The sequence below is a fragment of the Pseudomonas sp. LBUM1646 genome, from assembly GCF_059716165.1.
In genome coordinates, this window is sequence record NZ_CP166810.1 from 5,229,374 (window position 1) to 5,251,405 (window position 22,032).

Consider the following 22,032-nt stretch of genomic DNA (forward strand, 5'->3'; position numbering starts at 1 on the left):
GGATTAACCGTTACGCAGTTCCAGCTTCAGCGCGCCGGGGTGCTGTTTGACCAGCGAGTACGGCAGCACTGACCAGTCCGGCGAGTCGCAGCCCCGTTGGTAACGGGCGAAGTAGGCGCCCAGGTACAAGCCCTTCGCGGTGAAGTGCCAGTCGGAGTAGCCCCAGATGTTTTCGTCGGTGTAGTCGCAGGTGTCTTCGTCGCCTTCAACCGGTTTTTTCATTTCATCCGGGTAGAGCGCGGTGAACTGTTCAATCAACCAAGGCACCAAAACGTCCCGTTGTTCGCTGGCTTGCGCGTCGCTGATGGTTGCCGTCGCAGGTTTATCCGCCTCGCCAATCCATAGCACGTCGGTCAGCGATAAGACTTGGCCGGTATGAACGTCGAAATTAAGCGGTGAGTCGCCAAAGTCCGGATGCGCACCACCGCAGTCGTAGCCGATGGAGATGCTCACGCTGACCACGTCCGGCGACAGGTATGTAGGGGTGGCGCCTTGTTCGAACTCGGCATTCTCCCCGCCCCGTAGCTGGCAGCCGTAATAGTCGATGGCCTCGCTCCAGAGTCGCCCCAGCAGCTGTTGATTGACGCGATCCAGATCGGCTTTGGCATAGCCGGATTCGACGCTGAACAGCGAGACCTTGGACTCAGGCTCGCTCCACCACTGCAGGCCGTAGCCCATGAACGTTTCTTTCTTGCCAGGTTTGAGCTTCAGCCCTTGCAGGCGCAGGTACTCGTAAGGATCTTTTTTTGGTAGCGCGGCAATGAAGGGCAAGGCGTCCGCCGCCGGGGCCGGGAGTTTGGCCTCGGTCAACTGCACCGCAAGGGTCTTGCCCTTGGGGCTTTTCCATTCGCCCTGCCAGCCATTGGCGGTTTGTTTCAGCTTGAGGGTTGGCAGGGGTTTGTCCTCGCCATAGCGATTGTTGCCCTCGTTGAGCGTCAGAGTCTTGTCCTGCAGCGTTCCGCTCAGTTCCAGGTCGCGATGGAATTTCTCGTAGAAATAACGGCCAGTCACTTCGCTCGCGTCGCGGGTGTTCACTTCCAAGACAATCGGCATCTTGCCCAGGGTGCCGGTGAACACCTGCCCGCCGAATTCGGCATGGGCGGTTGAGACCAGCGTAAGAAACAAAGTGGCGCAAGGTACGAGACGCAACAGACCTTTAAACATCAAATCTTCCTTGGATAAGCAAACGGGAGTTGGCGGTGGGCAACGTTAAGGCAGTTGCAGCGCTAAACCGCCAGGGTGTTGTTTGATCAGACTGTAGGGCAGGATGCTCCACTCCACGTTGCGGCACATGGCCTGGTTGTGAGCAAAGACCGGCAGCAACTTGATGCCTTTGTCGGTGAAGTACCAGGCAGGGGAAACCCAGGACTGTTCTTCGCCATAGACGCAACCATCGTTACGATCAGTTGTAGTGGTAACTTCCTCGGGGTAGAGCGTACGCAGTTGCGCCACCAGCCATGGCGCCAAGTCTTTGGGTTCGCCCAGTACATCTTCCAGGCTCAGGGTCTTGCCTGTTCTGGTATCGAGATTGAACGGTATATCGTTCTCATCCGAATAATTCCCGCCGCAGTTGGACTCGGCGGTGATGTTCACGCTGAGCACCGACGGTGACATCCACAATGGAGTCGCCGATTGGCTGTAGGTGGTCACGCCGTACTCGGTGAGGCACTCATGAAAGTTGACGACTTGCTGCCATAAACGCTCCATCAACTGTTGATTGATGCGCTGACGTTGTTCGGCGGGGTAACCCGACACCACTTCAAACAGCGACATTTTGGATTGCGGTTCGCTCCACCATTGCAGTGTGTAGCCCATGAACACTTCAGTTTTACCTTGTTTGAGTTTCATGCCTTGCAGGCGCAGGTAGTCGTATGGCGCCAAGTCATGGAGCGTGGCGAGAAAGGGCAAGGTGTTGGCAGGGATTGGCGGGATTTTGGCTTGCGACAATTCGATCTTCAGGACTTTGCCTTGGAGACTGGTCCATTCTCCGGACAATCCATTCGGGGTGGATTGAAGACGAAGGTTCGGATGCGGGGTATTTTCATGATTGCGGTCGCTGGCTTCATTTAGCACCAGCGCGTCGCCGTCCTTTTCGCCGCCAAGGAGTAAGTCCTTGCGAAACTTTTGATAGAAGTAGCGGCCACTCACGTCCTTGGCGTTATCGGTGTTCAGCTCCACCACAATCGGCGAATGGCCGAGTGTTCCGGTGTAAACCTGCTTGCCACTACCGGCCCCCACAGCAGTTGAAACCGCCGAGCACATGAGCGCGATAACGCCGGTCAAATGACACAATCCTTTGAACATCAAATCATCCTTGAGTAAATGGCTGCGGGCTTTCTTAGGGAAGTTGCAGGGTTACGCCGCCGGGGTGTTGTTTGACGAGGTTGTAAGGCAGAACGCTCCAGTCAATGTCTCGGCACACGGCCGCAGCGTGAACAAAAGCAGGCTCCAACTTGAGGCCTATTTCGGTGAAGTACCAGAGTGGGTAACTCCAAAGGTCATTGTCGTTGTAGACGCAATCGTTCTCCTCCACTTCAGGCTTTGCCGTCATTTCGTTGGGGTTGAGTTTGAGTAATTGCGCTACCAGCCACGGCGCCAGCTCCTTAGTACGATATTCGGAATGAGCGTGAGATGCTGGGGATGAGTAATCGAAGCCCTCTTCGAAATGCACTGGTTTGCCCTGCCCCACCCACAGCACATCATCAAGCGTCAGGGCATTGCCAGTCTTGGTATCGAAATTGAGCGATTCGTTGTCCTGGTTCGGATGAAGACCACCGCAATAGAAGTCGGTGAAGGTAAAGACGCTCATCACCGAAGGAGACATCCATACGGGATGACTTATTTGAAAATAGGAACCCGGCGCACCATCGACCGTGCACCCGAAAGTATTCCCGACGCCCTGCCACAAACGCGCCATTAATCGCTGATTGATGCGTTGAAGCACTTCAGCGGGATAACCCGAAACAACTTCGAACAGTTGCACTTCTGATTGCGGCTCGCTCCACCATTGCAGCGTGTAGCCCATGAAGTTTTCGGTTTGGCCTTGTTTGAGTTTCATGCCTAGCAAGCGCAGGTATTCGTAAGGCCACTTGTCATGAAGTTGGACGAGATAGGGCAAGGTATCGGCGGCCACTGGCGCAAGTTTGGCTTGCTGCAGCTCCATCTTGAGCACTTTGCCCTTGGCACTGGTCCACTCGCCAGACCAGCCATCCGGCGTGGGTTGCAGGCGCATGGTCGGGTGAGGCTGGCTCTCGCCGCCCTCCTCCAGTACAAGTATTTCCCCTTCTTTCGTAAGGCTGAGAACCAAGTCCTTGCGATACTTTTGGTAGAAGTAACGACCTTCACCAAAGTCAGGATTCACTTCCAGCACAATCGGCATTTTACCCAAAGTCCCGGTGTAGACCTGAGTGCTGGCGTCAGCCCAAATCACAGGCGAAAACGTTAAGCATGCCGTTACGACAACTCCGGCCAACCAGCGCAATCCTTTAAACATCAAATCTTCCTTGGGTAAATGGCCATATCCAGCCTTAGGGCAGTTGCAGGGCGACGCCGCCAGGGTGTTGTTTGATGAGGCTATAGGGCAAAACACTCCACTCCACATGCCCACACGGCGCTTGCGCATGAGAGAAGTAAGGCTCTAACTTGATTCCTTTTTCAGTGAAATACCAAGTAGGGAGAACCCAACGGTCCTCTTCGCCGTAAGCACAGTTCTCGTCGCTGCCAGGTATCTGATCGGGATGAAGCTTATGCAACTGTTCGACTAGCCAAGGTGCAAGTTTTTGGATGCGGTACTCGGAATAAACTTCGCGCGCGTCCGGGGCTTGTTCGTCATTCAGTTCTTCGTAATGCAGCGGTTTGCCCTGCCCGACCCAGAGGACGTCCTCTAGTGTCAGGGACTTACCGGTTTTGGCATCCAGGTTAATGGGAGCCTCGCTGTAATCCGGGTGCTGGCCGCCACAACGCCCCACGGTTTCAACGTTCAAGCTGATAACCGATGAGGTGATCAGCAGCGGTGTCATCGCTTGGATAAGCGACGTATCACTACCGCCAGCGAGACACCCGTAGTACCCCACCACTTCCCGCCACAATCGATCCATCAACAGCCGATTAATGCGATCGCGCGCTTCAGGGGTATAGCCGGAAACCACTTCAAATATCGTCAACTTCGTCTGCGGCTCACTCCACCACTGCAACGAATAGCCGTTGAACGTCTCGGTCTTGCCTTGTTTGAGTTTCAGACCTTGCAGGCGCAGATACTCATAAGGTTCCTGATCATGGAGCCTGGTTAGATAGGGCAAAGTATTGGCGGGTAGTGGTGGGCGTTTGGCTCGCTCCAACTCGATCTTCAGCACTTTACCTTCAGGGCTGATCCATTCGCCGGCCCAGCCTTCAGGCGTGGGTTGCAAGCGAATTGTCGGGCGCGGCTTGTCCTCGCCGTAAGGTTCTTCACCCTCCTTGAGAACAAGGGCGTTCCCTTCCTTTGTGCCGCTGAGCACCAGATCCTTGCGGTACTTCTGGTAGAAGTAGCGGCCACTTCCCGTGTCAGGGTACATCTCCAGCACAATCGGCGTTTTGCCCAAGGTTCCGGTGTACACCTGAGCGCTGTTTTCAGCCCACAGCGACGTAGAAAACATTGAGCACGCCAGCGCGATAACGCCAGTCAGACGACACAATCCGTTGAACATCAAATCATCCTTGAACGAAGCGAGCGTCTGCCCGCTGGAAATTAGCGCGGATTATGGCGAAGAGACGTCAAACAATCGATACGGCGAAGTTCGATCATCCTTGCTCAAACTGCCGCTTCAACTCCCGAATCTCGCGCTTCACTTCTTGACGTCGATCACGCGCAGCCTGAACACCTTGCTCATCCTGAGCTGAGTAGATGCGCATCCAGTGCGCAACCATTTCTTCATCGGGCCAGTAATAGTCCTTATGGCCTTTACTTCGTCGCGGGGTGTCATTTATCTGAGCGTCGAAGCGGCCAGCCACGTATTCGTCAGGCGGTAGCTCGCCCCACTCGGCCGCATAATCCTGAAAAATCCAGGCGATTTCGTCGATGTGCTTTTGCGCACCGCGATGCCTGCGTTTATAGAAAACATATTCGCTGCAGGCTTGCTCATAACGCTGCTGCATGAGGTCGCCGTCTATCCATGGAAGAAGGTCATTCTGGGTCGCGTGGCGCATCAGACCGTAGAGCCAGCGCTCAGAGAAGCGCTGGATAAAACCGTCAACGTCAGCCTTTTTCGCGTCCGCGAAAATCATGCAGTAACGGGTTTTGATGTGTATGACGAACAGCACATGTTTGCGCTGTACGGTGATCGCGTGGAGCAGCCACTGCTCTGTCAGGTCAGCCGGCTCGTCTTCTTCTGGGGTGGGCGATGGTGGATTAAAGTCCATGGGCGTTATTGTTTTGCCCTTTTGGACGCGGCTGAAAAACTGGCTGGCGGCTTCGGTACAGTTGAAGATCAACATCAATGGCTCTCAAGAGTCAGGTGCGCTTATTTAACCCATATACCAAGCATCACTAAAAGCAGCAAACCGATGTAGACCCACGCATGCACGCGATCCGGTATGCGCCCGATCCAAGGCGTAGCCAGCCTCATGCCGATGATCGATCCAGCCGCCAAAATCGCAAACGCCAACACATCCACATACCCGATAAACCACGGCCCCAGATCAAACTCGGTGAAATGGGCCATCGCCATGTAAGTCAGCGTTCCGGCCAGGGCCACGGGCAAACTCAGTGGATTGGCCATGGACGTGGCTTGCGACATGCTCAGGCCGCAGCGCCTTAGCAATGGCACGGTCATGACACTGCCGCCCACGCCGAGAAAGGTTGCGATAGCGCCGATTCCTACACCAGACACCTCCACCTTCCCCAATCGTCGTGGGACTCCGTTATCCGAGGGTGTGAGAAAACCGCGCCTGAACAGGCAGTCCAGAATCGTGATGCCGAGGTAGGCGATGAAGGCATAGCGAATCACCTCCCCATTGGCCCACATCGCAGCAACCGCGCCGATAATCGCGCCTAATCCGATGTACCCACCCAACGGCCACAGGTAATGGCGAATGAGACTACCGGCGCGGTGATGTTTTCGGGTGGCGATCAGCGCATTGACGATCATCACGCAGGTCGAAGTGGCCACGGCAATGTGCATCGCCGATTGACCGACAGGGTCATCAGCACCATGGCTGGCCATGAGCATGCGGTATAGCAGCGGCACCACGACAAAGCCGCCGCCGAAACCGAACAGTACGGCGGTGATACCGGTCATGCAGCCGAAGAGTGTCAGCAAGAGATAGAACATCGTGCATCGTCCAATGGTTGGGAGCGGTCGACGATAGAGCGATGCCGCTTGGCCTGCTTCAGCAAGTCAGCCAATAATGTTTGCGTTTACGCCAATCGCTGGATACCGCTTGATGCGCAATGTTTCGATCAATTTGCTGGACGACACGCCACGGCCAGTGGTGGCGATCGGTACGGATTATTCCCACGGGCATGTATTGCCCCTTCATACACACCGGCGAGCCCAACTCCTGTATGGCGCCACCGGCGTGATGCAGGTCAGCACCCACGACGGCAATTGGGTGGTGCCACCGCAGCGGGCGGTGTGGATTCCGGCTGGGGTGGCCCATGAAGTGTTGATGCTGGGGGTAAGTACACGGAGTTTGTACATCGAGCCGATGGCGGTTGATTTGGGGAGTCGATGCCAGGTGATCAGTGTGTCGCCGTTGATGCGGCACTTGTTGATGGAGGCGGTGGAGGTTCCGCTGGCGTACGACGAGGCCGGGCGCGATGGTGTGCTGATCGACTTGTTGCTACATGAACTGGCCCGCAGCGCTCATCTGCCGTTGCACATTCCGCTGCCCGTCGAAGGTCGATTGCTCGGGTTGTGTCAGACGTTTCTCCAGCAGCCCAACATCCATCAAGCGCCGCAGCAATGGGCCGATCAGTTGCACATCAGCCTGCGCACCTTTAATCGCCTGTTCCGCCAACAGACCGGTATGAGTTTCAGCCAGTGGCGGCAACAAGCCTGCGTGGTGCTGGCCCTGGCGCGGCTGGCGGTGGGGACGCCGGTGACGCGGATTGCCGTGGATTTCGGCTATGACAGCCCGGCGGCGTTCTCAACGATGTTTCGCCGGGTGCTGGGGCAGGCACCGTCCGTCTGGATGGAGGCAGCGAAATAGCACAAATCAAAAAATGCGTTTGATCCGGGACCAAAACAACTGTACAAAAACACAGTACATTTTGAATCAGCACTCTCGAGCCCGGAGAACACCATGGCCTCTCTTGCGATGAAAATCACCCTGGAACGTATCGCCCTCTTCCAATTCACCCCGGCCCACAGCGCCCAGGCCCGAGCAATGCTGGGCTGGAGCGTGGAAGAACTGTCTCGTGAATCCGGGGTTTCCGTGGACGCCATCGAGCGATTCGAGGCCGAGCGCGATGTATTGGATGTCACGAGGCTGGCATTGGCGTATCGGTTTGAGTCGGAAGGGTTGGTGTTCTTCCCGGGTTTTGCGCCGGGTAGAGGGATGAATGTGAAAGGGTCGACGCCGAATCCGGTGGCGCGGACGGATTATGCGATGGTTGAGTGAGGTGGCCGCCGGGCCGCTTTCATGGCAAGCGGCCCGGCGTCAAACCATCAGGCGCTCTACGCCGTCACCTGCTCCCCAACGCTTTCCAACCCCAGCCACCACGGTCTGCCACGCTGCGGATACATCACGTTGAACGCTTCACCCATCTGCGGCGTGCTGATCGACACATTCCGCTCCCAGGCCAACGCCAGGATGCGATCGAAGGGTTCGTACCAGGCGTGCATCGACAGGTCGAAGGTGCCGTTGTGAATCGGCAGCAGCCAACGCCCTTTGAGATCGATGTGCGCTTGCAGGGTTTGCTCGGGTTGCATGTGCACGTGTGGCCACTCGACGTTGTAGGCACCGGTCTCCATCAGGGTCAGGTCGAACGGGCCATACTGTTCGCCGATGCGTTTGAAGCCGTCGAAGTAGCCGGTATCGCCACTGAAGAAGATTCGGGTGTTGCCGTCAATCATGACCCACGAGGCCCACAGCGTGCTGTTGCCATCGAACAGGCCGCGACCGGAAAAGTGCTGTGACGGTGTGGCGATGAATTGAATGCCATCGACTTCGGTGCCCTGCCACCAGTCCAGTTGGCGGATTTTGCTGGCATCAACGCCCCACTTGATCAGGGTGTCGCCAACGCCCAGCGGCGTGAGGAAGTACTTGGTCTTATCCGCCAGTTTGAGCACAGCGTTGTAGTCGAGGTGGTCGTAGTGATCGTGGGACAGGATCACGGCTTCAATCGGCGGCAATTCTTCCAGGCTGATTGGCGGCTGGTGGAAACGCTTGGGGCCGGCCCATTGCACCGGTGAAGCGCGCTCGGCGAAGACCGGGTCGGTGATCCAGAATTTGTCTCGCAGTTTGAGCAGTACGGTGGAGTGACCGAGGCGGTAGACACTGTGGTTGGGAGCGGCGATCAGCGCGGCTTGAGTCAGGGGTTGTACCGGGATGGCAGCGCTCGGGCGGGTGCTGCGCGGTTTGTGGAAGATCATGTTCCACATGATGCGCAGCATTTTGCGAAAGCCTTCGCGCTGGACCGGCTGGTGATTTCGGAAGTGCCCTTCTACCTGACGGGAAGCTTCAGGCTGGGTAGCGTTATCGGTTAGGGAAGTCGTAATGGCCATGACTGAATGACTCCAGAAAAACCGCGCAATTCACGGTTTTCCGCTTTGGGACGATAAATGGCCAAGGCACGCACGCATCAGCCGGAGATTCTATTTTTCACCGTGCAGGATTAACTCAGCATTACACTGCACAGTGTAGTTTCTAGGTTGCATCAATCCCGATCACAAGTAAACTGCCGAGTGTAACTCCCACTTTTTCCTGCCGAAGCGTACTTATGACAGCTCCACAGCGCCTCACCGACCGAAAACGCGAAGCCATCATCCAGGCGGCGATTGCCGAATTCCGAACCAACGGTTTCGAGATCACCAGCATGGACAAGATCGCCGCCACCGCGGGCGTGTCGAAGCGCACGGTGTACAACCACTTCCCGAGCAAAGAAGAGTTGTTCGCCGAAATTCTCAACCAGTTATGGGCACGGGTGACGGAAGAACAGGAAACCTCGTACCGCCCCGACCTGCCCCTGCGCGATCAACTGCGCCAGCTCCTGCTGGCGAAAATGCAGATGATGGGCGACAACAACTTTCTCGACTTGGCGCGCGTCGCCATTGCCGCGACCATCCATTCTCCCGAACGCGCGCAGAACATGATCACCCGCATGGGTGCGCGCGAAGAGGGCCTGACCCTGTGGATTCGCGCCGCCCAGGCCGATGGCCGACTGAAACCGGTCGCCCCGGAGTTTGCTGCGCAGCAGGTCCAGGGATTGCTCAAGTCCTTCGGGTTCTGGCCGCAGATCTCCATGGGCCAGACCGGCCTTTCGCCTGAAGTACAAAGCACTGTCGTCGAGTCGGCCATGGACATGTTCCTGGCCTGTTATCAGCTCTAGATCAAGTCTCTGCCACGCCTGCGCTCCCGTTAAATGGCTCCCAAGGACACTGATTATTCCCGTTGGAATAAATGACAATGTCTGCCGCTTTACCGATGAACGGTATCTCTGAATAAAACACCGCAAAGTGTTTCAGAATGAATCTGGCGCAGGGAATTATGGAAAACCAACGCGGCAAGGGCCTTTCGTTTGCCCGACGCATTTACATGCCCAGAACCGTCGGTCTGGGGATTGGCTGTATCTGTGTGACCGCCGCGCTTTATCCATTGAACATGCCGGGATGGGTCTGGGTCCTGATGCTGCTCAATGGCTTCGTCTGGCCCCATCTCGCCTACCAGATGGCCACCCGTTCGCCGTTTCCTTATCAGGCCGAACGCCGCAACATCATCGGCGATTCGCTGTGCGGCGGTTTCTGGGCGGCCGCCGTTCAGTTCAACCCGATCGTGACCGTCACCATTCTGTCCATGATGACGATGAACAACGTCGCAGCCGGTGGCCCGAGACTCTTCTTCCAGGGTGCCCTGGCGCAAATGGTCGGCGTCATCATTGCCTGGCTACTGTTCGGCATCGGCTTTACCCCGACGGCCACGCCGATCCAGGTGTGGGCCTGCATACCGTCGCTGACCATTTACCCCTTGGCGGTGGGCATGGTGTGTTATCGACTGGCATTCAAACTCGCCGAACACAAACGCGCCCTGAGCGCCTTGAGCCGCACCGACAGTTTGACCGGCCTGCTCAACCACGGCGCCTGGAAGGACCTGTTGCACGTTAAATTCCAGCAGTGCCGGCAGAACCAGGTCGCGTCGGTGATTGCCCTGATCGACATCGACCATTTCAAGGCGATCAATGACACCTACGGGCATATCGTCGGCGATACGGTGCTGCGTCAATTGAGCGTGGAGCTCAAGCGCACCCTGCGTGAAAGTGATCTGGCTGGCCGTTATGGCGGCGACGAGTTCTGCGTGATCCTGCCCAACATGTCGTTACAGCACGCCAGGGAAATCATGGAACGCCTGCGCGAGGCGCTGAATGACTATCGCCACCCACAAGTGCCCGAACTGCGAATGAAACTGAGCATTGGCCTGGCCGCGTACCAAACGCCTTTCGCCGACGCGATTACCTGGCTCAACGACGCTGACAAAGCCCTCTACACCGCGAAAAACACCGGTCGTAACAAGATTAGTATGGCGTCGAGCCATTCAACATTGATTCAGACAACCGACGCCTACGCAGGACTATAGTGACCCCAAGTCCCGACTCCCTGCCGAGCGCACCATGAATTCAACCAAGTCCGACACCCAGCCCGCCGCCCCCGTCGATCACCTGCGCTTCCACCGCCCTCATGCTCACCTGGCGCCGACCTTCGGCAATGACAAATTCGCCCTGCGCGCCGAGGCGTTTGCGCGGTTCTTTGGTACCCCTAAGTTTCTTGGGGCGCAAACCCTGATCGTGGTGCTCTGGGTTTGCCTTAACTTGTTCGGCGTGGCGCACTTTGACCTGTACCCGTTCATCCTGCTCAACCTGGCGTTCAGCCTGCAGTCGGCCTACGCCGCGCCACTGATCCTGCTGGCCCAGACCCGCCAGGCCGCACGGGACAAAGCCCAGTCCGAAGCCGATGCGCAGCACCGCGAAGCCTTGGCGGTTGCCAACAGCCATCGCCAGGCTCAAGCCGCGCAGCACACCACACAATTGCTGGAACTGCTGGAACAGAACACCCGCCTCACCGAAATGACCAAGACCTTGACCGAACGTATCGAAAACCTGACGTCGGAAATGCATCAGCACTTTGTGCGCAAGGACGGACCCAAAACCCCGATTTAAGGCAGACGCAACGCCAAATGCCGATCAATTAAAAGGTCGCCAGCCAAACACGGTTTATGTAGCAGCTGGCGAAGTCTGCGTTCGGCTGCGAAGCAGTCGTAAAACCTGAGCGCGCAGTCTTCCTGAAGAAACGCGTCGGCTGATTTCACGACTGCTTCGCAGCCGAACGCAGGCTTCGCCAGCGGCTACAGATCGCGAGGAGACTTAACTGACCGGCATTAACCGCAGCGCCCGGCCCAATTCATCAAACAGCGTCACCACCGAGCGCAAGGCGCGGCAGTCCGGCCGGGTCAGCAACCACAGCGCCGTGTCATAACCCTGCAACGGCCCGGTCAGCGACTGCAAACCATCGCCGATCAGAAAGTCCGGCAACGCCGCGACACCCAGCCCCGCCCGCACCAACTCCGTCACCGACAACATGCTGTTGCAGCGATAACCCGGCACCACGCCGGGCAATTGCTGGCGGCGCCAGGCGATGGTCGGGTGATCCGGCAGGAAGTCGTCCGGGGCGATCCAGGTCAGCGACGCCAGATCGGTTGGATCAACGGTTTTCAAATAGGCCGTGCTGCCACAGACCCGATACGACACCTGCGCCAGACATCGGCCAACCAAGTGCTCGGGCGGTGTGCGGGTCAGGCGCAGGGCGATGTCGGCATCCCGGCGACTGAGGTTCGCGAAGTCATTGGAGGTGCTGAGCTCGATGGTGAGTGCCGGGTAGGACGGCATGAACTGCGCCAATGCCGGCAGCAGCAAACCCTGCAGGACTGAATCGGTACACGTCAGGCGCACGGTGCCGCTGATGATTTCACCGCCCTGCTCCACGCCGATACGCGCCGCGTCCAATGCTTGCTCGGCGCGTTCTGCCTGTTCGGCCAGGGTCTGCGCCAAAGTCGTCGGCAGGTAACCGGCGCGGCTCTTTTCGAACAGTTGCTGACCCAATGCAGCTTCCAGTCGGCGCACCGCCCGGAATACCGTCGAGACGTCGACCTTTAACAGCTGTGAAGCCCGGGCCAGAGAGCCACCGCGAACCAGGGCAAGGATCAAGGCCAGGTCCGGGTAATCCAGCCGATAGTGCGCCGGTGCATTGATCAATTGGGATAACGCCAATATTGAGTGCGTGAACGCCAATCTATAGTGGGTGCAAGGAATCAACAAGCGCAGAGAACACTCATGGAAAGCACCGTCATACGCATCGCCCTGATCGGCGATTACGACCCGCACGTCACCGCCCACCAAGCCATCCCCATCGCCCTCGGCATGGCTGCCGAACACTCGGGCCTGGACGTGCAATTCCAATGGCTGGCCACCGATCACATCAGCGCCCAAACCCCGCTAGATGATTTCGACGGTTTCTGGTGTGTGCCCGCCAGCCCCTATCGCGACATGAATGGCGCATTACGGGCCATCCGCTTCGCTCGCGAACAGCAGCGACCCTTTCTCGGGACCTGCGGTGGTTTTCAACACGCGGTGCTGGAATACGCGCGCAATGTGCTGGGCTGGGCAGATGCCGAGCACGGAGAGACATCCCCCGATGCCGCACGGGCATTGCTCACTCCGCTGTCATGTTCGCTGGTGGAAGCCGTCGACAGCATTCATCTGATTGAAGGTTCGTTGATCGCCAAGGCGTATGAAAAATCCGAGATTCACGAAGGCTATCGCTGCCGTTTCGGAGTGAATCCGCAATTCGAGCAGGCGCTGCTGAACCGGCAACTCAACGCCGTCGGTCACGATTCGAATGGCGATTTACGGGTGTTGGAACTGCAAGGTCACCCGTTCTTCGTCGCCACCCTGTTCCAGCCAGAACGTGCCGCGCTCAAAGGTACGTTGCCGCCGTTGGTGGGTGCCCTGATCGAAGCCTGTGCGAGGCAAAAACCATGATCGCCGATACCCCATCACCGCACTACTACGCGGTCATCTTTACCTCCCTGCGCACCGACGGTGATCAGGGTTACGCCGAGGCAGCCGGGCGCATGGTCGAGCTGGCGCGCGAGCAACCGGGCTTCCTCGGTGTCGAGTCGGCCCGGGGCGAGGACGGGTTGGGGATTACCGTGTCGTATTGGACCAGTGAGGCGGCGATCCTGGCCTGGAAGCATCACCCCGAGCACAGCGCCATTCGTGAGCGTGGACGCTCGACGTGGTATGCGGCTTGCCATACGCGGGTGTGCAGGGTTGAGCGGGCCTATCGGTTTGAAAAACCGGTTTAACAGCAGAAAAGATAGCAGCCTTCGGCAGCACTCGTAGGAGCTGCCGAAGGCTGCGATCTTTTGACTTTAACCCCGCACCAAACTCCGAACCGCCGAAATCTGCGGCACTTCCAGCCGATTCATATACACCCGCAACGGCTCGGTAATATTGATCCGGTCATCGATGTTCTGGTCCAGCAACAACTGAATCAGCTCGCGCTTAAGCGTCATCGCCTGCTCGGGGCCCGGTCCCCAGACAAACTCACTGGCAGGAATAATGCCGTCGTCCGCCACGTCCATGCCGAAGGAGTCTTCGCTGAAACGTACGATGTACTGGCCGGTCTTGCGATTGAGGCCGACGAAGCCCTTGAGTTGGTCGGCGGCCTGGCAGATGAGCTGGGAAGTGATGCGCATATAAACCTCACAAAAGGTCGCAAAGGGACCGGTGATCGATGGTTTACACGCAAGGGTTGGGGAACGGGTTTCCCTCTGCCGGGGAAACTGCCGCGCCAAGAGTACTGCAAAGAACCGCACAAAAGCGCTGAAAAAAATCGCTTTAAACACGTTTATGTCGGTCTGGCGATAGCGCTCGCGGCGCTCAGTTGTTAAAAGGTACGTCTTTGAAAACCTCTGCGAAAGGACCTCGACCATGCCTGCTACCTTCACCAAGAGCGCCTTGGTACTGAGCCTGTTGCTCGGCTTCGGCCAGGCACAGGCCGCCACACAGCCCAGCCCCACTGCGCGGGCGACCACGCTGGGCATTCCGCATCCGGCCGTGATTGCCCACCGCGGCGCGTCCTTCGATGCCCCGGAATCCACCGCCGCGTCCTACAAACTGGCCCGCGACCTGGGCGCCGATTACCTGGAAATGGACCTCCAGCGCAGCAAGGACGGCGTGCTGTTCGCCCTGCACGACAACAACCTGCAGCGCACCACCGACGTTGCCACCAAGTTCCCTGAGCGCAAGGACGCCCCGGCCAACCAGTTCACGATTGCCGAACTGAAAACCCTCGATGCCGGCAGCTGGTTCAACGCCGCTTACCCGGATCGCGCGCGTCCTTCCTACGTCGGCCTGAAGATTCTGACTCTCGACGAAATTATCGACATCGCCCAAGGCAACCCGCTGCACAAGCCGGGCCTGTACATCGAAACCAAAGAGCCGAAGCAATTCCCCGGCATCGAACGCGACCTCAAGGAGAAACTCCAGGATCGCGGCTGGCTGAGCCCGGTCGGTTCGAAACTGGCGAAGAGCGAGATTGCGGTCGGCCAGGGCAAAGGCAAGGTCGTGCTGCAAACCTTCGAGAAGAGCAGCCTCGAACTGCTGCAAAAAGAAATGCCGAACGTGCCGAAGATCCTGCTGCTGTGGGTCGGTGACGGCAGCATTGAGCCGAAATCCAAAGTGACTTTCGCCGAATCCGGCGACAAGGACAAAGCCACTTACTACGCCAAGCAAGAGCCGAAAGACAAAGCTGAATTCCAGCAATGGGTCGAGTACGCCAAGGCCCAGGGCGCGATCGGCACCGGCCCTTCGGCGGCGCTGACCAAGGGCGGTGATCAGAGCTATTCGGACCTGGTCAAGCCGTGGATGAACCAATTCACCCACGATCAGGGCCTGCTGGTGCACGTCTACACTATCGACGACGCGGTGGATTACCAGAAGGTGATGGATTCGGGTGTCGACGGCATCTTCACCAACCGCGCCAGCGAACTGCTGAAGTTCTACAAGCGCCCGGCGGCTGGCACCGTGGCGCAATTGCTGCAGAACAACGGCTACTAATAGGTATCGGGCAGCGACACTGCGTCGACTTCTTCGCGAGCAGGCTCGCGCCCACAGGATTGTGCTGAACCTGTGGGCGCGAGTGCTTTTAGCGGCGGCCGATGAATTAAGGGTGAATTAAGTTGCGCCGGTTAACCTGAGCCCACTTAAACAGATCACCCCAAGGAAAGAATCTTATGAAAACCCTGACTGCCCTGTTCACCGCCGCTGCCCTGACCCTCACTGCTGGCATGGCCCAAGCTGATATTCGCGTCGACCAGATCCCTGAGCTGGTCAAAAGCGGCAAGATCAAGCCTTTGGAAGAAATGAACCAGGCGGCCCTGAAACTGCATCCGGGCGCGACCATCACCGACACCGATCTGGACAACCACTTCAACGGCTACGAATACGAAGTTGAACTGAAAGATGCCAAAGGCGCTGAATGGGACGTGGATTTCGATGCCGCCACCGGCAAAGTCCTGAGCAACAAGCAAGACACATAATCCCCGTTATCCCTGTAGGAGCGAAGACGGCAGCACATTCAACATTGATGTGACTGACACACCGCTTTCGCGAGCACGCTTCGCTCCTACAGGGTTTTTGCCGGATTCAAGAACGCACGATCTTCGGGTCGTGCGTTTTTTTATGCCTGCGCGCGCCAGGGTCGCTAGAATCCCCACGGGTTCACGCAGAGATAAATGAAGATGGAGCAAACCGCGGCGGCAGACATCGTCACCATCGGAACTTCGCCCGTGGACGCCTGGGCAACGGCATCCCGCTTAACATCGAGACCTGCGCGGACCTGGGCGATGCCTTGCAACATGTGATGTCAGAGATACAGGGCGTGCACCTGCAACGGGTCATCCGCGCATCGATCGGTGAGTTGCAAGGCATCCATTGCGATCGCGAGCGTGTCGCGCAATTGCTCTCCAACCTGCTGGCCAATGCCATCGCCCATGGCGATGCCCAAGGTGACATCGAAGTCATCGCGCAGGTGGATCAGGGTGCCTTGATGCTGGGGGTGAAGAATCAGAGGACGATCCCCGAAGAAGTGTTGCCCCATCTCTTCCAGCCCTACTCGCGACCGACCCGCGACACGCCTCGGGCCGGCCTCGGACTGGGCCTCTACATTGCCAGCCAGATTGCCCAGTCCCATGGCGGCCAACTGCACGTGGCGTCCACGGCGCAGAACGGCACGCTGTTTACGTTCAGCCTGCCGGCAGCCCATTAAGCCGACGTACTGACCATCGACCCGGACGTGCTGCTGCCCTCATCCTGCAACGCCTGCAACAACGCCGCCGTGGCGGTTTGCAACGAGCCCGAGGTGGTCGCGATCTGCGACTGCGCGGCGGCTACGTTGGCGGCTTTGGCATCGGCGCTTTCCTGCTTGGCCTGAGCCGCTTGCAATTGCCGCTGTTGTTCCTGCAGTTGCTTTTGCAGTTCGGCGATCTGCTTGCGCAGTTCTTTCACCGTGTCGGATTCAGTGCTGCTGCTCGAACTGCCGCCACCGGCAGCCGGTGCCGCACCGCTCGCAGAAGCCTTGGTGGTATCGCTGGAGGCAGCCGCGGTCGCTGACGTCGCGTCGTCGGTGCTGTCGCTGATCGCGGTTTTGCTCGAAGGCGTCGAGAGGGTCTGGTTGATCGAAACCGAGGTGATGCTGACCATGGGACTTATCCTATGTGGGTTCAGGTTAAGTCCATCATCGACATCGGCTGGCCAGACTTGAGATCGACTGTGTACCGGTTTGGTAAGCAAACCGGTACACAGTCTTTTGCCTTAAGCGCTCAGGCGCGCCGTCACTTCGTTCAACTGGCCCGACAACCCGTGCAGGTTGTGGCTGGCCGCTTCGGTGCGTTGCACGTTGTCCAGGTTGGTGCTGGCGATGGTGGTGATCTCGGTGAGGTTGCGCGAGATGTCTTCGGCCACCGAGGTCTGCTCTTCGGCAGCGGTGGCGATCTGGCGGTTCATGTCGCGGATGGCCTCCACGGCATGGGTGATGCGCTCCAGCATGGCGCCGGCCTCGGTCACCTGCGCGACACTTTCTTCGCTGCGTGACTGGCCGCTTTCAATCGCCTGGGCCGCGTCCACGGCACCAGTTTGCACGGTCTGGATGATCTGGTTGATCTCGATGATCGATGCCGCCGTGCGCTGGGCCAGGCTGCGCACTTCATCGGCCACCACCGCAAAACCGCGCCCGGCTTCACCGGCACGGGCCGCTTCGATGGCCGCGTTGAGCGCCAGCAGGTTGGTCTGTTCGGCGATGCCGCGAATCACTTCCAGTACTTTGCCGATGCGCCCGCTGTCGGTTTCCAGACGACGGATGACGGTGGCGGTGTTGGCGATTTCGCCGCGCATTTGGGTGATGGTGTGAATGGTGCCCTGCATGACCTTTTCGCCTTGCTGAGCGGACTGGTCGGCATCGTCGGCCGCACGTGCCGCGTCTGCTGCGTGACGCGCCACTTCCTGGGCGGTGGCGGACATTTCGTTCATCGCCGTGGCCACCTGATCGGTGCGGCTGAACTGCTCGTTGGTGCCGCTGGCCATCAGGGTGGCGATGGAGTTCAGCTCGCCGCTGGCGCTGTCCAGGTCCTTGGCGCTGCGCTGCAAACGGCTGAAGGTTTCGGCGAGGAAGTCGCGCAGGGTGTTGGCGGCCATGGCCAGTTTGCCCAGTTCATCCTGACGGGTGCTGGCTACGCGGTCGGCGAACTTGCCCTGGCTGAGTTGTGCCACGTAGTCGATCAGTTTGCGGATCGGGTCAACCAGGTTGCGGTTGATCAACCACAGGCTCAACAGGCCGATCAACAGACCCGAGGCGAGCATCACGATAATCCCGAGCATGACCGTGCGCTCGGCAGCGGCGCTGATCTGCGCCGATTGTTCGGTGCCCTGCTTGCGCAGTTCACCGACCAATTCGCTCATCTGATCGCTGGTGGCGCGGTCCACGCCTTTGACGGCGGTGTCACCGGCCGTTGGGTCGGCACCCGCCGCTACATAAGCATCACGACCTTTCTGGTAAGCGCTGCCCAACTGACGGTGTTCGTCACGCAAACGTTCGATGCGGGTCTTGAGTTGACCATCCAGGCCTTTCTGCCCGGCCAGTTCGCCGAGGATGCCCTGCACGTCGCGCTGACGGTCTTCGAATTGCTTCCAGTATTTGTCCAGATCGGCCGGCTGCTTGCCGCGCAGCAGGACGTTTTTCCACTCCTGAACCTGCACCTTGAATTGCAGGTTGGCTTCATCGATCAGTTGCGAAGTATGCAGCGGGCCGTCGATCAGGTTGGCGTAACTTTGCACGCCGCTGGACAGGTAGTGAAAGCAAGCCAAGGCGATCAGCAATATCGCCAACAAGCTGCCGCTCAGCAACGCGAGGATTTGGGCTCTCAGGGATTTCTGCAGCATCAAGTGATACTCATGACAGGAAAGAGGCACGCCTGGTTGGGCGTGAAAGACGTCCAAACTTCCCTGTCTGCAATCTCGGCTCGTGGCCGAAGCCGCGCAACCTAGCACCTGCGTCATCGGCGTGCCAGAGCAGTTCTTGAATCAATCCCGACGATTGGTGACGCACACGTTTGCGCGCCACGTAACTGTCACAAAACCGTCAAGACACCTTGCGATGATGCCCGGTAGCAGCTGTCGAGCGGAGCGAGGCAGCGTTCGGCGACGAAGTCGTCGTGAAATCAGCCACCGCGGTGTTTCAGGAGAACCGCGTGTTCAGGTTTGACGACGACTGCGTCGCCGAACGCTGCCTCGCTCCGCTCGACAGCTGCTACGTGGCTACGTGGCTACGTGGCTACGTGGCTACGGATGAATGCCCCTCCCAACGAGACCTCATGAACCACAGCATCGATCACACTCACCGCGACACTGACTTGTTCGGCCTGCTTTACGGCTTCCGTTTTCGTCCGGGTGAGCGCGGCCGGGAGATCGATTCGGCCGAGGCATTGCGCTGTTTGCAACAGTCTGAAGACAGCGATGAGTTCCTCTGGCTGCACTTGAACCTGGCCCACGCCGCGTGCGAGCGCTGGATGAAAAGCCATCTGGAATTGCCCGAGGAGTTTTTCGAAGCGTTGCACGAAGGCTCGCGCTCAACGCGTATCGAGCACGTCGATTCGGCGTTGTTGGCGGTGGTCAACGATGTGGTGTTCAACCTCAGCAGCATGGTGTCCTCGGATGTCTCGACGCTGTGGGTCTGCGCTCGCAGCAAGCTGATTATCAGCGCGCGCCTGCAACCGCTGCACTCGGTGGACAAGCTGCGTTCTTCGGTGAAGGCCGGCGAGTGCTTTCGCTCGCCGTTGGAATTGCTGGTGCACCTGCTGCGCGATCAGGGCGAAGTGCTGACGCAGATCGTGCGCAAGACCAGCCAGAGTGTCGATCGGATCGAGGATGAATTGCTGTCTTCGCGGCTGTCGACCAACCGTGCCGAACTGGGCGCCAATCGTCGGGTGCTGGTGCGGCTGCAACGGTTGTTGGCGCTGGAGCCGGGATCGTTGCTGCGTTTGCTGAACCGGCCGCCGCAATGGTTGCAAAAGGAGGACGTCAAAGAGTTACGCAAATCCACCGAGGAGTTTGCACTGATCATCAACGACCTCACGGCCCTCGGTGAACGGATCAAGCTGTTGCAGGAAGAGATCGCCGCCAACCTCAACGAACAGAGCAACCGCACGCTGTTTACCCTGACCGTGGTGACGGTGCTGGCGTTGCCGATCAACATCATTGCCGGTTTTTTCGGGATGAACGTCGGTGGCGTGCCGCTCTCCGGCGACCCGGAAGGGTTCTGGATTCTGGTGGCGCTGGTGGCGACCTTTACCGTGATTGCCGGGCGCTGGGCGTTTCGTAAGCGCCAGGATTACTAACCTGACGTGATCGTTCCCACGCTCCGCGTGGGAATGCAGCCAGGGACGCTCTGCGTCCCAAAGCGGACGCGGAGCGTCCGGGGAGGCATTCCCACGCAGAGCGTGGGAACGATCATCTTCCGACCGAAGGTAACAGGAATAAAACCCAAACACTGACCCACCGCAGTCTCTCTGTCACATTTTGAAACGATCATGGGCGACACTCCTTCCTCGCTCAGGATTGTCCGGCATGGCTACTCCTTCCTTGACCGCTGCCCAGGCGCCCGCCAGCAGCGCCAGACCGCAGCTTGATAAAAAACCCGGTCTGTTCACCCTGGTGATTTTCTTCGGTGTACTGGCCAGCGGATTGTTGTTCACCGCTTACAGCCTGATGCACGACATGCACGAACTCGGCACGGTGGTGACCACCTGGACCCCGTTTCTGCTGCTCGGCGTGGCGCTGCTGATTGCCCTCGGTTTTGAATTCGTCAACGGTTTCCACGACACCGCCAACGCCGTGGCCACGGTGATTTACACCAACTCGCTGCCGCCGAACTTCGCGGTTGCGTGGTCCGGGTTTTTCAACTTCCTCGGCGTGTTGCTGTCGAGCGGCGCGGTGGCGTTCGGCATCATCGCCCTGCTGCCGGTGGAACTGATTCTGCAAGTCGGTTCCTCCGCCGGTTTCGCCATGATCTTCGCCCTGTTGATCGCCGCGATCCTGTGGAACCTCGGCACCTGGTGGCTGGGCTTGCCGGCCTCGTCGTCGCACACCCTGATCGGTTCGATCATCGGCGTCGGCGTGGCCAATGCCCTGATGCACGGCCGCGATGGCACCAGCGGCGTGGATTGGGCGCAGGCGACCAAGATCGGTTACGCACTGCTGCTCTCGCCGTTGGTGGGTTTCGGCTTTGCCGCGCTGTTGCTGCTGGCCTTGCGCGCGTTCGTCAAAAATCGTGCGCTGTACAAGGCACCGGAAGGCGATGCTCCGCCACCATGGTGGATTCGTGGTCTGTTGATCCTGACCTGCACCGGCGTGTCCTTCGCCCACGGTTCCAACGACGGCCAGAAAGGCATGGGCCTGATCATGTTGATTCTGGTCGGCACCCTGCCAATGGCCTATGCGCTGAACCGCACCATGCCGGCCGATCAAGCGTTGCAGTTCGCTGCCGTGGCTGAAGTCACCCAGCAAGCGCTGGTGAAAAACACGCCGCTGCCGGCACCTGGCGACCCACGTGCGGTGCTGTCCGATTACGTGCGCAGCAAAGAAGCCACGCCGCAACTGATCCCTGCCCTCGCCGCGCTGGCCGGCAATATCGGTAACGAAGTGAAGGGTTATGGCTCGCTGTCGAAAGTCCCGGCCGAGGCCGTGGGCAACGTGCGTAACGACATGTACCTGACCAGCGAAACCATTCGCCTGATGGACAAGAACAAGGTCGGCAACTTCGACGCCGACACCAGCGGCAAGCTGCAACTGTTCAAACAACAGATCGACAATTCGACGCGCTTCATTCCGCTGTGGGTGAAGATCGCCGTGGCCATCGCGCTGGGGCTGGGCACCATGGTCGGCTGGAAGCGGATCGTGGTGACGGTCGGTGAAAAAATCGGCAAGACCCACCTGACCTACGCCCAAGGCGCCTCGGCAGAAACCGTGGCCATGCTGACCATCGGCGCCGCCGACATGTTTGGCCTGCCGGTCTCCACCACCCACGTGTTGTCCTCGGGGGTGGCCGGGAGCATGGTCGCCAACGGCGGCGGCTTGCAGATGAAGACCATCCGCAACCTGCTGATGGCGTGGGTGCTGACCTTGCCAGCGGCGATCCTGCTGTCGGGCAGTTTGTACTGGTTGTTCACCAAGATTTTCTGACCCACCCCGAACCTGTAGGAGCAAGGCTTGCCCGCGATGGCGATTTC

22 protein-coding genes and 1 pseudogene are annotated in these 22,032 nt (G+C 58.7%); 12 read left to right on the forward strand and 11 right to left on the reverse strand.

All coding sequences use genetic code 11. The annotated features are described in order from the left end of the window. Nucleotides 1-3: 3 nt before the first annotated feature. The 6 genes from ACA071_RS23800 to ACA071_RS23825 form a co-directional block, all read right to left on the reverse strand. Entirely contained in the window at nt 4-1,164 is a 1,161-nt protein-coding gene (locus tag ACA071_RS23800; RefSeq protein ID WP_497641374.1) for a hypothetical protein, read from the reverse strand. 45 nt (nt 1,165-1,209) lie between these two features. Beyond that, the gene (locus tag ACA071_RS23805) at nt 1,210-2,304 is read right to left on the reverse strand and encodes a hypothetical protein (protein ID WP_497641375.1); all 1,095 of its coding nucleotides are present in this window, start codon (nt 2,302-2,304) and stop codon (nt 1,210-1,212) included. Nucleotides 2,305-2,338: 34 nt separating this feature from the next. After that, entirely contained in the window at nt 2,339-3,493 is a 1,155-nt protein-coding gene (locus tag ACA071_RS23810; protein ID WP_497641376.1) for a hypothetical protein, read from the reverse strand. Nucleotides 3,494-3,527: 34 nt separating this feature from the next. Next, a complete protein-coding gene (locus ACA071_RS23815) occupies nt 3,528-4,685 on the reverse strand; it encodes a hypothetical protein (protein WP_497641377.1) in 1,158 nt (385 codons plus the stop codon). A 94-nt stretch (nt 4,686-4,779) separates the two neighbouring features. Next, entirely contained in the window at nt 4,780-5,472 is a 693-nt protein-coding gene (locus tag ACA071_RS23820) for a DUF6933 domain-containing protein (protein WP_497641378.1), read from the reverse strand. Between the two features lie 26 nt (nt 5,473-5,498). After that, a complete protein-coding gene (locus ACA071_RS23825; RefSeq protein WP_497641379.1) occupies nt 5,499-6,308 on the reverse strand; it encodes a sulfite exporter TauE/SafE family protein in 810 nt (269 codons plus the stop codon). 112 nt (nt 6,309-6,420) lie between these two features. On the opposite strand from ACA071_RS23825, the gene ACA071_RS23830 reads away from it, so the two are divergent. Both ACA071_RS23830 and ACA071_RS23835 read left to right on the forward strand, forming a co-directional pair. Then, nucleotides 6,421-7,188, forward strand: coding sequence for an AraC family transcriptional regulator (locus ACA071_RS23830; protein WP_497641380.1), 768 nt, complete (start codon nt 6,421-6,423; stop codon nt 7,186-7,188). Between the two features lie 93 nt (nt 7,189-7,281). Then, nucleotides 7,282-7,599, forward strand: coding sequence for a helix-turn-helix domain-containing protein (locus ACA071_RS23835; protein ID WP_497641381.1), 318 nt, complete (start codon nt 7,282-7,284; stop codon nt 7,597-7,599). A gap of 56 nt (nt 7,600-7,655) precedes the next feature. On the opposite strand, the gene ACA071_RS23840 is transcribed toward ACA071_RS23835, so the two are convergent. Further along, nucleotides 7,656-8,705, reverse strand: a complete 1,050-nt coding sequence (locus ACA071_RS23840) for an MBL fold metallo-hydrolase (protein ID WP_497641382.1) — start codon at nt 8,703-8,705, stop codon at nt 7,656-7,658. 215 nt (nt 8,706-8,920) lie between these two features. Between ACA071_RS23840 and ACA071_RS23845 the strand changes: the two genes are divergently transcribed. The 3 genes from ACA071_RS23845 (at nt 8,921) to ACA071_RS23855 (ending at nt 11,350) form a co-directional block, all read left to right on the forward strand. Next, nucleotides 8,921-9,529: a TetR/AcrR family transcriptional regulator gene (locus ACA071_RS23845; protein WP_497641383.1), complete on the forward strand. Its 609-nt coding sequence runs from the start codon at nt 8,921-8,923 to the stop codon at nt 9,527-9,529. A 158-nt stretch (nt 9,530-9,687) separates the two neighbouring features. Further along, complete coding sequence (locus ACA071_RS23850; RefSeq protein WP_497641384.1) at nt 9,688-10,770, forward strand: diguanylate cyclase; 1,083 nt, start codon at nt 9,688-9,690, stop codon at nt 10,768-10,770. 34 nt (nt 10,771-10,804) lie between these two features. Beyond that, a complete protein-coding gene (locus ACA071_RS23855) occupies nt 10,805-11,350 on the forward strand; it encodes a DUF1003 domain-containing protein (RefSeq protein WP_497641385.1) in 546 nt (181 codons plus the stop codon). 204 nt (nt 11,351-11,554) lie between these two features. Here the strand turns inward: ACA071_RS23855 and ACA071_RS23860 are convergent, their stop codons facing one another. After that, nucleotides 11,555-12,505: a LysR family transcriptional regulator gene (locus tag ACA071_RS23860; protein WP_497641386.1), complete on the reverse strand. Its 951-nt coding sequence runs from the start codon at nt 12,503-12,505 to the stop codon at nt 11,555-11,557. A gap of 15 nt (nt 12,506-12,520) precedes the next feature. Here ACA071_RS23860 and ACA071_RS23865 point away from each other — a divergent pair, with 15 nt between their 5' ends. Both ACA071_RS23865 and ACA071_RS23870 read left to right on the forward strand, forming a co-directional pair. Then, nucleotides 12,521-13,228, forward strand: coding sequence for a CTP synthase C-terminal region-related (seleno)protein (locus ACA071_RS23865; protein ID WP_497641387.1), 708 nt, complete (start codon nt 12,521-12,523; stop codon nt 13,226-13,228). Beyond that, nucleotides 13,225-13,554 (forward strand): antibiotic biosynthesis monooxygenase family protein, encoded by a 330-nt coding sequence (locus ACA071_RS23870; RefSeq protein ID WP_497641388.1) that lies wholly within the window; start codon nt 13,225-13,227, stop codon nt 13,552-13,554. The genes ACA071_RS23865 and ACA071_RS23870 overlap by 4 nt, the downstream gene beginning before the upstream one ends. Nucleotides 13,555-13,620: 66 nt before the next feature. Here the strand turns inward: ACA071_RS23870 and ACA071_RS23875 are convergent, their stop codons facing one another. Continuing rightward, a complete protein-coding gene (locus ACA071_RS23875) occupies nt 13,621-13,947 on the reverse strand; it encodes a DUF2025 family protein (RefSeq protein ID WP_497641389.1) in 327 nt (108 codons plus the stop codon). A gap of 235 nt (nt 13,948-14,182) precedes the next feature. On the opposite strand from ACA071_RS23875, the gene ACA071_RS23880 reads away from it, so the two are divergent. The 3 genes and pseudogenes from ACA071_RS23880 to ACA071_RS23890 all read left to right on the forward strand — a co-directional run. Next, entirely contained in the window at nt 14,183-15,310 is a 1,128-nt protein-coding gene (locus ACA071_RS23880; protein WP_497641390.1) for a glycerophosphodiester phosphodiesterase, read from the forward strand. A gap of 176 nt (nt 15,311-15,486) precedes the next feature. Next, the gene (locus tag ACA071_RS23885) at nt 15,487-15,792 is read left to right on the forward strand and encodes a PepSY domain-containing protein (protein ID WP_497641391.1); all 306 of its coding nucleotides are present in this window, start codon (nt 15,487-15,489) and stop codon (nt 15,790-15,792) included. Nucleotides 15,793-16,031: 239 nt separating this feature from the next. Next, nucleotides 16,032-16,520 (forward strand): annotated as a pseudogene (locus ACA071_RS23890) (sensor histidine kinase); the annotation flags it as partial. Here the strand turns inward: ACA071_RS23890 and ACA071_RS23895 are convergent. Next, nucleotides 16,517-16,954, reverse strand: a complete 438-nt coding sequence (locus ACA071_RS23895) for a hypothetical protein (RefSeq protein ID WP_497641392.1) — start codon at nt 16,952-16,954, stop codon at nt 16,517-16,519. The pseudogene ACA071_RS23890 and the gene ACA071_RS23895 sit on opposite strands and share 4 nt — an antisense overlap. A gap of 111 nt (nt 16,955-17,065) precedes the next feature. Then, nucleotides 17,066-18,691: a methyl-accepting chemotaxis protein gene (locus tag ACA071_RS23900; RefSeq protein ID WP_497641393.1), complete on the reverse strand. Its 1,626-nt coding sequence runs from the start codon at nt 18,689-18,691 to the stop codon at nt 17,066-17,068. A 428-nt stretch (nt 18,692-19,119) separates the two neighbouring features. On the opposite strand from ACA071_RS23900, the gene ACA071_RS23905 reads away from it, so the two are divergent. Together ACA071_RS23905 and ACA071_RS23910 are read left to right on the forward strand one after the other, a co-directional pair. Further along, nucleotides 19,120-20,142: a transporter gene (locus tag ACA071_RS23905; RefSeq protein WP_497641394.1), complete on the forward strand. Its 1,023-nt coding sequence runs from the start codon at nt 19,120-19,122 to the stop codon at nt 20,140-20,142. A gap of 229 nt (nt 20,143-20,371) precedes the next feature. Then, on the forward strand, nt 20,372-21,985 hold the full coding sequence (locus ACA071_RS23910; protein ID WP_497641395.1) for an inorganic phosphate transporter: 1,614 nt from the start codon (nt 20,372-20,374) through the stop codon (nt 21,983-21,985). Nucleotides 21,986-22,032 lie beyond the last annotated feature (47 nt).